This is a genomic window from Clostridium sp. DSM 8431 (genome assembly GCF_900116755.1).
GTDB lineage: Bacteria > Bacillota > Clostridia > Clostridiales > Clostridiaceae > Clostridium.
The window spans coordinates 1-13,504 of sequence record NZ_FPBY01000100.1 but is presented as its reverse complement, the minus strand read 5'-3'; the positions used below and the strand labels follow the sequence as shown (position 1 = coordinate 13,504).

At 30.8% G+C, this 13,504-nt stretch carries 10 protein-coding genes and 4 tRNA genes; all 14 read left to right on the top strand.

Translation table 11 applies throughout. The annotated features are described in order from the left end of the window. Position 1 precedes the first annotated feature (1 nt). Positions 2 to 90 (top strand) — tRNA-Leu (locus BM384_RS10960). Between the two features lie 24 nt (positions 91 to 114). Next, positions 115 to 190 (top strand) — tRNA-Met (locus tag BM384_RS10955). Between the two features lie 6 nt (positions 191 to 196). Then, positions 197 to 273, top strand: a tRNA-Met gene (locus BM384_RS10950). 5 nt (positions 274 to 278) lie between these two features. Continuing rightward, positions 279 to 367 (top strand) — tRNA-Leu (locus BM384_RS10945). 333 nt (positions 368 to 700) lie between these two features. Next, positions 701 to 3,088, top strand: a complete 2,388-nt coding sequence (spoIIE, locus tag BM384_RS10940) for a stage II sporulation protein E (protein WP_090013604.1) — start codon at positions 701 to 703, stop codon at positions 3,086 to 3,088. A gap of 98 nt (positions 3,089 to 3,186) precedes the next feature. After that, positions 3,187 to 4,599 (top strand): tRNA lysidine(34) synthetase TilS, encoded by a 1,413-nt coding sequence (tilS, locus tag BM384_RS10935; protein ID WP_347455066.1) that lies wholly within the window; start codon positions 3,187 to 3,189, stop codon positions 4,597 to 4,599. A 4-nt stretch (positions 4,600 to 4,603) separates the two neighbouring features. Further along, a complete protein-coding gene (gene hpt, locus BM384_RS10930; RefSeq protein ID WP_090013602.1) occupies positions 4,604 to 5,143 on the top strand; it encodes a hypoxanthine phosphoribosyltransferase in 540 nt (179 codons plus the stop codon). A gap of 74 nt (positions 5,144 to 5,217) precedes the next feature. After that, complete coding sequence (gene ftsH, locus BM384_RS10925; RefSeq protein WP_090013600.1) at positions 5,218 to 7,017, top strand: ATP-dependent zinc metalloprotease FtsH; 1,800 nt, start codon at positions 5,218 to 5,220, stop codon at positions 7,015 to 7,017. Positions 7,018 to 7,174: 157 nt separating this feature from the next. Beyond that, positions 7,175 to 8,845 carry a formate--tetrahydrofolate ligase gene (locus BM384_RS10920; protein WP_090013599.1) on the top strand — a complete coding sequence of 557 codons (1,671 nt, stop codon included), beginning with the start codon at positions 7,175 to 7,177 and terminating at the stop codon, positions 8,843 to 8,845. 124 nt (positions 8,846 to 8,969) lie between these two features. Further along, a complete protein-coding gene (locus BM384_RS10915) occupies positions 8,970 to 9,749 on the top strand; it encodes a type III pantothenate kinase (RefSeq protein ID WP_090013597.1) in 780 nt (259 codons plus the stop codon). Between the two features lie 5 nt (positions 9,750 to 9,754). After that, complete coding sequence (dusB, locus tag BM384_RS10910; RefSeq protein ID WP_090013595.1) at positions 9,755 to 10,735, top strand: tRNA dihydrouridine synthase DusB; 981 nt, start codon at positions 9,755 to 9,757, stop codon at positions 10,733 to 10,735. A 263-nt stretch (positions 10,736 to 10,998) separates the two neighbouring features. Beyond that, entirely contained in the window at positions 10,999 to 11,481 is a 483-nt protein-coding gene (gene greA, locus BM384_RS10905; protein ID WP_090013594.1) for a transcription elongation factor GreA, read from the top strand. A gap of 13 nt (positions 11,482 to 11,494) precedes the next feature. Then, on the top strand, positions 11,495 to 13,003 hold the full coding sequence (gene lysS / locus BM384_RS10900) for a lysine--tRNA ligase (RefSeq protein ID WP_090013592.1): 1,509 nt from the start codon (positions 11,495 to 11,497) through the stop codon (positions 13,001 to 13,003). Between the two features lie 122 nt (positions 13,004 to 13,125). After that, positions 13,126 to 13,290 carry a hypothetical protein gene (locus BM384_RS17680; protein WP_175537350.1) on the top strand — a complete coding sequence of 55 codons (165 nt, stop codon included), beginning with the start codon at positions 13,126 to 13,128 and terminating at the stop codon, positions 13,288 to 13,290. The last annotated feature ends 214 nt before the right edge of the window (positions 13,291 to 13,504 follow it).

Genomic DNA, 13,504 nt, shown 5'->3' with positions numbered 1-13,504 from the left:
TGCCGAAGTGGCGGAACTGGCAGACGCACAGGACTTAAAATCCTGCGGTGGTTAAACACCGTACCGGTTCGATTCCGGTCTTCGGCACCATAAATTAAATTTTAAGTATAATAACGCGGGGTGGAGCAGTTGGCAGCTCGTCGGGCTCATAACCCGAAGGTCGTAGGTTCAAGTCCTGCCCCCGCAACCATAACATGGCGGAATAGCTCAGTTGGCTAGAGCATTCGGTTCATACCCGAAGGGTCGTAGGTTCAAGTCCTATTTCCGCTACCATCTGTGCCGAAGTGGCGGAACTGGCAGACGCACAGGACTTAAAATCCTGCGGTGGTTAAACACCGTACCGGTTCGATTCCGGTCTTCGGCACCAAAGTAAACATGAATTTATTCATGTTTATTTTTTTTTAAAAACATGCATATAACTTTTAAACAAAAAAGTATAAACAATAATTAATAATGACAAAAAGTTAAATGAAGTAATAGCCCTCAAATACTTAATGAAATTCAGTATTTGAGGGCTTTTTTGATGGAAAAACATAAGAATATATTTTTTGAATAAAATGATGATTATTTAAGTAATACTTAGAATAATAAAACTTAATGTCCAACAAAAAATATGAAGTGCCCTATTAAATGACATAAAATTAATAAAACCAGTGCTATAATCTTAAATGCAGTTTATAGAAAGAAAGGCGGGGTACAAATGCAGTATGGGCTTAAAGCTAATGCTTATAAGGGAACTAAAGAAGAACATAAACTATATAAAAGCATAGGAAATCCAATGGTAATGCTTATAATGATTATTATAGGTATTCTTATTAGCAGAGTTACTTTCTATTTAAACACAGAAAACATAGTAGGAGTAGCACCTTTTGGAATTGCTCTTCTGTTAGCTGTAATTGTAAGAAGAAACTTATCGATAACCATAACCAGTGCTGTGGGAATTTGTGCTGGCTACCTGACTATATCAGCAGATATAAATTGTAAATATGCAAATATAGCAATTATTCTTTTGGCAGTTATATACAACTTTTTAATAAAAAAACTTAATATGAAGCTGAAAGATATCTTTTTGTATGTTATATTGGCAGGAGTATATTTTATTTATAACCTATGTATCATTCAATACGATCTTGGAGTGGCTTTAACAATATCAGTGGTAAATACGGTGGTTATAATACCTATATACTATGTAATACGATATGGAATAAGGTGCATTGAGGAGTTTAATACTAATTATTTTTTTAGTTCAGAAGAAATAATCAGTATAGGAATGATAATATGTTTAGTTGTATCTGGATTAGGTGGGATAAGTTTATTTGATATTGAAATAAGAAATATTATTGCTTATGTTGTTATCTTAACTATTGCATATACAGGAGGAGCTACCTATGGAGCAGCTATGGGGGTAGCTATGGGCATAGTTTCTGGAATAAGTTCAGGAAATATGATGGAGGATATAACTTTATACAGTTCTGCAGGGTTAGTAGCTGGGATATTTAAAGATACTGGAAGGTTTTTCTCTATTTTATCTTATGTTGTTATGTATTTTGCAATAGCAATTTATTCTCGTGATTTATCAGCAGCACCATTAATCGAAGTTTTTGCAGCTTCACTTATATTTTTACTTACACCAAAACGGATATTTGAGTTTTTAGGGTCAGAAATAGATGGTGATAAAAAGAAAATGGAATGTAATGAAAGAGAACTTAGTGAGGTTAAGGGGGAGTTTACTGAAAAAATAAAAAAACTTCAGCGAGTTCTTATGACAATATCAAGAACTTTGCATGATATGAATGATAATGATAGTTTAATGTATAAAAATAAGAGTGCAGCATTAATAGAAAACCTTGCAGATGGAATATGTTCTAAATGCAATAAATGTGATAAGTGTTGGAATAGAGATTTTAATATTACGTATAGCAGTTTTGAATCCATAATAAAAAGTTATGAAAATGGAAATGTAATATTTCCTCATGCTTTAGAAAAGATGTGTTTATATAAATTTGACATAATAAAAGATACGGAAAGAATTGTTAATAACTTAAATAATAAAGAAATTTTAAAAGATAGACTTGGAGAAGGAAGACAGCTTATGGCTGATCACATAGATAATATTCATGATTCTATAGATGAAATGCTTATGGACTTTAATAAAGAAGTTGTTATATCTGAAGATTTTGAAAGGGCTATAAGGCGTGCATTAAATAAAAATGGAATATCTTATAGAAAGATATTTTGCTATAGAGACTCTACTTCAAGAATGAAAGTTAAGTTAACTATGAATGGATGTCTAGGAGGTAAGTATTGTGCTACAAATGTCCTGCCTATATTAAATGATATTATGAATAAGAAAATGTGCATAGGTAGAGATGGATGTAGCATTGATCCTAATACTAATGAATGTACCATATTATTTGAAGAAAGTCCGAGATTTAATGTAGTTACTTATGGAGCTAGTACGGCTAAGGATGGAGAAAAGTATTCTGGAGATACATTTAGTTTTGGAAAGAGTAATGATGGAAAGTATATGAATATAATAAGTGATGGTATGGGCTATGGACCTGAAGCAGGTAAGGAAAGTAAAGCAACAGTAGATATTGTAGAGAACTTCATTGATGCAGGCTTTAGTAAAGAATCTGCTATAAATATGATAAATTCAATAATGGCTATGAAGTTTGAAGAAGATGAAAAGTTTTCAACCTTAGATTTAAATATATTAGATATGTATTCTGGAGAAGTTTCCTTTGTAAAGGTTGGCGCAGCGGCAAGTTTTATAAAGAGAGGAAAAAAGGTAAAAACTATTGTCTCTAATATGCCACCTTTTGGAGTGGTTGATAAAGTTGAGGTGGATGAAGTTAAAGAAAAGGTAAGAAGCGGAGATTTAATAATAACATTAAGTGATGGAATTTTGGATATTAATAAAGAGAATTTAGGTAAATATAATTGGATAGAAAATTATTTGGTAGGAGCATCAAAAGATCCAAAACAGCTTGCTGAAGATATCTTAGAAAAAGCTAAAGAGTTAAGTGGCGGTAAGGCTAAGGACGATATGACTGTAGTTGTATCTAAGGTATATTCTTTATATTAATTGTCATATAAATAGCTAGCTGATATTTTAGCTAGCTATTTTATTTTTCAATAAGAAAATGTAGAATATAGGTAGCAAAATAATAGAATAGAGGAATAATGATGGTTGAAGATATAAAAATAAGATTTTTACATTATATAAAAGAAAATTCATTAATAGATAAAGGTGATGGAATAGTCGTTGGATTATCAGGAGGACCTGACTCTGTATGCTTGCTTAACTTACTAAATAGTGTGAAAGATGAGTTAAATTTAAAGTTAGCAGCAGCACATATTAATCATATGATTAGAGGCGAAGAGGCTGATGGAGATGAAAGGTATGCTGAGGAAATGTGTAATAAGCTTGGAATTCCTTTTTTTGCATTAAGAAAAGATGTGGAAGGCTATGGAAGAGAAGAAGGATTATCCTCAGAAACAGCAGGACGTAAAGTTAGATATGATTTTTTTAATGAAGTTGCAAATAAACTAGATTACTCAAAGATAGCAACAGCACATAATGCAAATGATCAAGCAGAAACTATTTTACTTAGAATTATGAGAGGAACTGGGTTAGATGGTTTAGGTGGAATACCAGTAAAGAGAGAAAATAGATACATAAGACCTATTCTATTTATGAAAAGAGAAGAAATAGAGGGATATTGTGAAGAAAATAAGCTGAAACCTAGAATTGACTGCACTAATTTGGAAAAATTATATAGTAGAAATAAGGTTAGATTAGATATTCTTCCTTATATGAAAGAAAACTTTAATAAAGATGTAATTGAAGCAATTAATAGAATGGCATTGTTACTTCAGGATGATAATAACTTTATTGTAGAAGAAGTAAGTAAAATTTATAAAAAATATTGTATAGAAAAAGAAGATAAGGTTATCATTCAAAAAGAGGTCTTTAAAATGAGTAAGGCCATTGTTGGGAGAATAATTAGAAAGGCAATTAAAAAGGTTAATGGTAATCAGTATGATGTTGAGCTTAAACATATAAAGGAAATTGAAGAAATTCAAAGGGTTTCAACTAATAAAAATATAGATCTTCCTTATGGTATGTGTGCAGAAAATGTATATGGAGATATTCATATAAAGTCAAAAGAATATTCGAATGACTGTATACTTGATGAGGTTAGCTGTGATAATAATTTAATAGATGGAAAGACATTAGAATTTGGAAATTATAAATTTAAATTTAGAGTACTAGATAACAAGGGGAATTTACAAATAAGAAAAAATAATTCTATAAAGTATTTTAATTATGACGTAATTGATGGTAATATTATCATTAGACAGAGAAAAAGTGGAGATAAGATAAATCCATTAGGGATGAAGGGAACTAAAAAATTAAAAGATATATTTATTAATATGAAAACTCCTAAAGAAGAACGTGATTTAATTCCTATTATGCAGTTTGGAGAAAAGATAGGATGGATTGTTTCTTTAAAATTGTCTGATGAATTCAAGATTACAAAAAATACAAAAAAAATATTACAAGTAAGTTTTTCAGTGGAGGAAAGGAAATAGAAGGATGAGAGAAGATATAAAAGAAGTGCTTTTCAGTGAAGAAAGAATATTGAAAAAAGTTAAGGAAATGGGAGCAAAAATTAGTGAAGATTATGCAGGAAAAGATCTTATAGTTGTTGGGGTTCTAAAAGGTTCAGTTTTATTTACTTCTGATCTTTTAAAGAATATTGATATTCCATGTGAAATTGATTTTATGGCTGTTTCTAGTTATGGAAATGCAACAGAAAGTTCAGGAGTTGTTAGAATATTAAAGGATTTAGACCATAATATAGAAGGGAAGGATGTGTTAATAGTCGAAGATATAGTAGACAGTGGAATTACATTAGCTTATCTTTCAAAATATCTTAAGGCTAGAAGAGCTAATTCTATTGAAATAGCAACTTTATTAAATAAGCCTTCAAGAAGAAAAACAGATATACATGTTAAATATATAGGTTTTGAAGTGCCTGATGAATTTATAGTTGGGTATGGAATTGATTATGCTGAAAAATACAGGAACTTACCTTTTATAGGAACGTTAAAGCCTGAAATATACGAGAAATAAGGTTATTTAAAGTTTATTTAAATATAATAATATGCTATGGTTATATTTTGGAATAATGAGAGGGGGGGCCTTGAATGAAGAAAAATTCAAGTTCAATTATATGGGTTATACTTTTGGCAGTTATGGTAGTTGCAGCGACAACTGTATGGCAATCAAAAGGAGGCCCTGAAAATATACCATATAGCTCATTTGAGCAGAAGTGGAAAGATGGAAATATTGAAAACATAACAGTAAAAGAAGATAAAATGCTTATACAAGGAAAAACTAGTGATAATAAGGTGTTTGTTACATATGCACCAAAAGAAGTTATTGGGGATTTGATAGATGAAAGTCCAAGGGATGATGTGAGAATAGAATTTGAAGCTCCATCAAATAGTAGTGCTTGGTTAAGTATTATACCAACAATAATTTTGGTTGTTATGGTTTTAGTTGCTTTATTTATTATGACTCAGCAAACACAAGGTGGAAGTGGAAGAGGTGTTATGAACTTTGGTAAAAGTAGAGCCAAAATAGCCTCGCCAGATTCTAAGAAAGTTACATTTAAAGATGTAGCTGGGGCTGATGAAGAAAAAGCTGAACTAGAAGAAATAGTTGATTTTCTAAAGCTTCCTGCTAGATATATGGAAATGGGAGCTAGAATTCCTAAAGGAGTTCTTTTAGTAGGTCCTCCAGGAACAGGTAAAACATTATTAGCTAAAGCAATTGCTGGTGAAGCTGGTGTTCCATTTTTTAGTATATCAGGATCAGATTTTGTTGAAATGTTTGTTGGAGTTGGGGCATCAAGAGTTAGAGATTTATTTCAAGAAGCAAAGAAAAATTCTCCTTGCATAGTATTTATTGATGAAATAGATGCTGTTGGACGTCAAAGAGGTGCAGGACTTGGTGGCGGTCATGATGAAAGAGAACAGACATTAAATCAATTACTAGTTGAGATGGATGGCTTTGGAGTAAATGAAGGTATTATTATGATAGCAGCTACTAATAGACCAGATATATTAGACCATGCACTTCTTAGACCAGGAAGATTTGATAGACAAATAGTAGTTGCAGCTCCAGATGTAAAAGGAAGAGAAGAAATATTAAAGGTTCATACAAAAAACAAACCTTTAGATAAGGATATTGATTTAAAAGTATTAGCTAAAAGAACACCAGGGTTTAGTGGTGCAGATTTAGAGAATCTTGCAAATGAAGCAGCGTTATTAGCAGTAAGAAAGTCTAGAAAGTCCATAACAATGGATGAAATGGAAGAGGCTATAACAAAAGTAATTGCAGGCCCAGAAAAGAGAAGTAAGGTTATAAATGAACATGATAGAAAACTTACAGCATATCATGAAGCAGGTCATGCTGTTGTAATGAGATTATTACCTAATGCAGATCCAGTACATGAAATTTCTATAATACCTAGAGGAAGAGCTGGTGGGTATACAATGCATTTCCCTAATGAAGATACATCATATACATCTAAGTCTAAATTAAAAGATGAAATGGTAGGACTATTAGGAGGAAGGGTTGCAGAAAAGCTAGTTTTAGGAGATATAAGTACTGGAGCTAAAAATGATATTGATAGAGCTAGTGCTATTGCAAGAAGTATGGTTATGGAATATGGTATGAGTGATAAAATTGGTACAATATCTTATGGCTCAAATCAAAATGAAGTATTTTTAGGAAGGGATCTAGGTAAAGAAAGAAACTTTAGTGAAGAGCTTGGTGCTGAGATAGATAAAGAAGTAAAGAGATTTATTGATGAAGCATATTCAAGTGCTGAAAGATTATTAAAAGAAAATATGAATAAACTTCATTCTGTTTCAAAAGCTTTATTAGAAAAAGAAAAGCTTGCAGGAGAAGAATTTGCTGAAATATTTGATAATGCATAGTAAAAAAGGCTTCTTTATGAAGTCTTTTTTAATATTAATTAATACGAATGTTAAATGAATAAAAACAAAAAATATTCGATATTTTCTTTCAAAATATACTTATAAATGATATAATTTTATTGCAATTAAATTTGAGCGGATAGAGGAGTTGTTTTAGATGAAAAGTGATATTCAAATAGCTCAAGAAGCTAAAATGGAACCAATAGTAAAAATAGCAGAGAAAATAAATTTAACAGAAGATGATATTGAGTTATATGGAAAATATAAATGTAAAATATCATTAGATGTATTAGAAAAGAATAAAGATAAAAAAGATGGGAAACTTATATTAGTTACAGCAATTAATCCTACACCAGCAGGAGAAGGAAAATCAACTGTAACAGTAGGGCTTGGTCAAGCTTTTTGTAAACAAGGTAAAAAGGCAGTGATAGCATTAAGAGAACCTTCATTAGGACCTGTATTTGGAATAAAAGGTGGAGCTGCAGGTGGCGGATACGCTCAAGTAGTTCCTATGGAAGATATTAATCTTCACTTTACAGGAGATATGCACGCTATAACTTCAGCAAATAATTTACTTTGTGCAGCAATAGACAATCATATTCATCAAGGAAATGTTTTGAGAATTGATTCAAGAAGAATTATTTTCAAAAGAGTAATGGATATGAATGATAGAGCTTTAAGACATATAACTGTAGGAATGGGCGGCAAGGTAAATGGCTTTGTAAGAGAAGATGGATTTATGATTACTGTTGCTTCAGAAATTATGGCTATTTTATGTCTTGCTGAAGATTTAGAAGATTTAAAGAATAGAATGGGTAATATATTAGTTGCTTATGATTTAGATGGAAACCCTGTATATGCAAAACAATTAGAAGTTCAAGGAGCTATGGCGTTATTAATGAAAGATGCTATTAAGCCTAACTTAGTACAGACATTAGAAAATACACCAGCTATTATACATGGAGGACCATTTGCAAATATTGCTCATGGATGTAACTCTGTTTTAGCAACAAAGATGGCATTAAAACTTGGAGATATAGCTATAACAGAAGCAGGATTTGGAGCAGACCTTGGAGCAGAAAAATTCCTAGATATAAAATGTAGATATGGTAACTTAAAACCTGATTGTGTTGTAGTTGTTGCTACAATAAGAGCATTAAAACATCACGGTGGTGTAGGAAAAACAGAATTAAATACTCCTAATGTTGAAGCTCTTAAAAAGGGAATAGTAAACTTACAAAAACAAGTTGAAAATATAAAGAAATATGATGTTCCGGTAGTTGTTGCAATAAATAGATTTGTAAGTGATAGCGAAGAAGAAATTAAATGTTTAAGAGACTTCTGTGATGATATGGGAGTAAAAATTGCTCTTTGTAATGTATGGGAAAAAGGCGGCGAAGGTGGTTTAGAATTAGCTGATACAATTCAAGATGTATTAGATAATGAAGAATCAAACTTTAAGTATTTATATGACTCAGAAGAGAGCATAAAGGATAAAGTATTAAAGATAGCAAAAGAAATTTATGGTGCAGATGGGGTTGAATATTCAGTGGCAGCTAAAAAACAAATTGCTGAAATTGAAAAGTTTAATTTAGATAAGTTACCAATCTGCGTAGCTAAAACTCAATATTCTTTATCTGATGATCCATCTTTAATAGGTAGACCAGAAGGATTTAATATTACAGTTCAAGAAGTTAGAGTTTCAAATGGTGCTGGATTTATAGTTGTATTAACAGGTAATATAATGACTATGCCAGGACTTCCAAAGGTTCCTGCAGCTAATAAGATGGATATATTAAATGATGGAACAATAGTAGGGTTATTTTAGACAGGTTATATTTTACTTGACAAATCAATATGAATTGCTAAAATTATATTGTCAAATTTAAGTTATTTATTGAAATAAAGGCAGCTATTATAGCTGCTTTTAATTATATTAAGGTGGTGCTTTTATGATTTTACTTGTGGATGTTGGAAATACTAATATAGTATTAGGAGTGCAAGAAGGTGAAAAATGTATTGCAAGCTGGCGTTTGTCAACAGATGTAAAGAAAACTTCAGATGAATATGCTATACAAATAATACAATTATTTAATCAAAATGGTTTAGATAGCAAGTTAGTTACAGGAATAATTATTTCTTCGGTAGTTCCTAATATAATGCATTCTCTTGAAAATGCAATTAGAAAATGTTTTTCAATAGAACCTATAGTAGTTGGCCCAGGAGTAAAAACAGGAATAAACATCAAGTATGATAATCCAAAAGAAGTTGGAGCTGACAGAATAGTAAATGCAGTAGCTGTTCATGAATTATATAGTAGACCTACTATAATAATAGATTTTGGTACGGCAACAACTTTCTGTGCACTAATGGAAAATGGTGATTATCTTGGAGGATGTATTGTTCCAGGAGTTAAGATATCTTCAGATGCTTTATTTGAAAGAGCAGCAAAACTTCCTAGAGTTGAGCTTGAAATGCCTAAAAATATAATATGTAAGAATACTGTTAACAGTATGCAAGCAGGAATATTATATGGATATGTTGGGCAGGTTGAATATATAGTTAATAAAATGAAAGAAGAAATAAAAGCAAGAACTAAAGAGGAACCTTATGTAGTAGCAACAGGAGGACTTGCAAATTTAATTAATAGTAATACTGATGTTATTGATGAAGTAAATTCAGATTTGACTTTAGAAGGATTAAGATTAATATATTATAAAAATAAGGAGTAGATTATATGAAAATAGGTAATCTGGTCTTCGACAACAATGTATTTTTAGCACCAATGGCCGGAGTTACTGACATTTCTTTTAGAGGTTTATGTAAAGAAATGGGCTGTGGATTAGTATATACTGAAATGGTAAGTGCTAAGGCATTATACTATGGCAGTGAAAATACTCAAAGTTTATTAAGAATATCAGAAGAAGAAAAACCAGTAGCAGTACAGATATTTGGTAGAGATCCTAAGATAATGGCACAAATGTGTGAAGAACATTTTAATGAAAGAGAAGATATTTGTGTTATTGATATTAACATGGGATGTCCAGCAAATAAAATAGTTAAGAATGGAGAAGGTTCAGCGTTAATGAAAGAGCCTGCTTTAGCTGCAGAAATTGTAAGAGAAATAAAGAAAGTTTCAACAAAACCTGTAACTGTTAAATTTAGAAAAGGCTTTGATGAAAATAATATAAATGCTGTTGAATTTGCTAAATGGATAGAAAATGCTGGAGCAGATGCAATTGCAGTTCATGGTAGAACTAGACAACAGATGTATGAAGGAAAAGCTGATTGGGATATAATAAGACAGGTTAAAGAAGCTGTTAATATTCCTGTTATAGGTAATGGAGATGTCTTTACACCAGAAGATGCATTTAGATTAAAAGAAGTATCTAATTGTGATGGTATAATGATTGCAAGAGGAAGTATGGGAAACCCTTGGATTTTTAAACAAATAGAAAGAAAATTAAAGGGTGAAGAAGTACTTGAAGTAACTCCAGAAGAAAAGATTGATATGTGCCTTAGACATTATGAATTAGCTGTTAAAAATGATGGTGAATATAAAGCAATTAGAGAAATGAGAAAGCATGCTTCATGGTATATTAAAGGACTTCCTAAGAGTTCTGAAATAAGAAACATAATAAATACTATGAATTCAAGTGCTGAAGTTTTTGAAACTTTAAATCAATATAAAGAAGAGTTGAAAAAACTTGAAGTGTAAAAAACTTATAATAAGTGTTAAATTAAGGCATACACTAATAAATTATTAAGACTTAGAATAGAATAATTTTAAGTATAATGTAATTTAGGGTATGAAGAAAACGGGTTAGGGTATATAATATATTTATTGTACTTTAGATAAATTTTATTAAAGTATGCCCTTAATTATCATTTATTGACATATTATAAGGGCTGTTTTATAATATGTGAATGATTTGAGAACCTATTATAATAACAAAAAATTTGTTAAAGGGGAGTATATATATGAGCGAATCAAAAAAATATATAATGACATATGAAGGTGTTAAAAAATTAGAAGAAGAGTTAGAATACTTAAAAACTGTTAAGAGAAAAGAAGTGACTGAAAAGATAAAGGTTGCTTTAGGATATGGAGATTTAAGTGAAAACTCAGAATATGATGAAGCGAAGAATGAACAGGCTTTCACAGAAGGTAGAATTCTTCAAATAGAAAATATGTTAAAAAATGCTTCAGTAGTTGATGAAAGTGAAATTCCTGCTGGAACAGTAGCTGTTGGAGCCACTGTAAAGGTTAAGGATTATGACTTTGATGAAGTAGTTGAATATACAATAGTAGGTTCAGCAGAAGCAGATCCTATGAATTTTAAAATTTCAAATGAGTCACCAGTTGGTAAGGCACTTATCGGTAGAAAAATCGGAGATGTAGTTGAAGCAGCTGTACCAGATGGAATTAGTAAGTTCGAAATATTAGATATAAGAAGAGAGTAACGGAGGGATAGTAATGTCAACTGAGGAAATGAATATGCAAGAATTAGAATCTCAGTTCAGTGAACAAGAACAATTAAGAAGAGAAAAGCTTGCAGAATTACAAAAGCAAGGGAAGGATCCTTTTGATGTATATAAAGTTGAAAGAACTCATACATCACAAGAAGTTAAAGACAATTATGATACACTAGAAGGTAAAGATGTTACTGTGGCTGGTAGAATAATGTCTAAGAGAGGACAAGGAAAAGTAGTTTTCTCTGATATCCATGATAGAGATGGAAAGATTCAATTATTCTTAAAGATTGATGTTGTTGGTGAAGAAAATCTTAAAGCTTACAAGTCATACGATATTGGTGATATAGTTGCTGTAACAGGTGAAGTTTTCAAGACAAAAACAGAAGAAATAACTATAAAAGTTAAGAGTTTTGAATTAGTTACTAAATCATTAAAACCATTACCAGAAAAGTGGCATGGATTAAAAGATCCTGACTTAAGATATAGACAAAGAGAAGTTGATATAATAACTAATCCAGCAGTTAAAGATACTTTCATAAAGAGAAGTAAGATAGTATCAGCTATGAGAGAATTCTTAGATCAAAAAGGATTCTTAGAAGTTGAAACTCCAGTATTATCAGAAATAGCTGGTGGTGCTGCAGCAAGACCATTCATAACTCACCATAACACATTAGATATAGATATGTATTTAAGAATTGCAACTGAGTTAAACTTAAAGAGACTTATAGTTGCTGGTATGGAAAAAGTATATGAAATCGGAAGAATATTCAGAAATGAAGGTATGGATGTAAGACATAATCCAGAATTCACTTCTATAGAATTATACGAAGCATATTCAGATTATAATGATATGATGAAAATTACAGAAAATATGGTTGCATATATCTGTGAAAAAGTTGTAGGAACAACTAAGGTTAACTATCAAGGAACTGAAATAGACTTTAAGCCACCATGGAAGAGAATGACTATGGTAGATGTAGTTAAAGAATATTCAGGAGTTGACTTTAATACAATAAATTCTGATGAAGAAGCTCAAGCTATAGCTAAGGAAAAGAACTTAGAATTTCCTAAACCATTAAATACAGTTACTAAGGGTGAAGTATTAGTTGCTTTATTTGATGAGTTTGGTGAAGAAAAATTAATTCAACCAACATTCGTTATAGATTATCCAGTAGAAAACTCTCCACTTACAAAGAAGAAGAGAGGAAATGAAGCATTTACTGAAAGATTCGAAGGATTCGTATATGGTAGAGAATTATGTAATGCTTATTCAGAATTAAATGATCCTATAGTTCAAAGACAAAGATTTGAACAACAAGCTAAGGAAAGAGAATTAGGTGATGATGAAGCTTATGTACTAGATGAACAATTCATGAGCGCTCTTGAAACAGGTATGCCTCCAACAGGTGGTATGGGAATGGGAATTGACAGATTAGTTATGTTCCTAACTGATTCAGCATCAATCAGAAACGTAATTTTATTCCCAACAATGAAGCCATTAGGAAAATAATTTTTAGATTTTAAAAGAGAACTGCTTTTGTAGTTCTCTTTTTTTGTAACTGTTGTTACAGAGTTAGTAATTGAAATGTATTATCATTAACCCATAATATAAAAAGTAGGGTGAATAAATAAATGAACTTAGAGAGTTTTCGCAGACAACACAAAGATGTATATAGAGCTATGGATGAAATGGGTTGTATTTTAAAAGAGTTTACTGAGTATAAAGAAAAGTATAATACAAAGACTAAAATACTAGCTGATATTAATAAAACAGTTATAGAAACTACAGCTATTTAAAAAAGATAAGAAATAGAATGAATAAAGAAGAAAGAGAATTATATTTATTAATAGAGTAGATGTATAGTATAAAACTTGCATTTAAAAGAGGTTAGTATATTTATAATAGTAAAAACAAATATGAAAAATAAAAAAATAAATAAAATTTCAAAAAAAGACTTGCATTTTTTTATGAAGCTGGTATAATAATTTTTGTAGTGATTGAGACATTCCG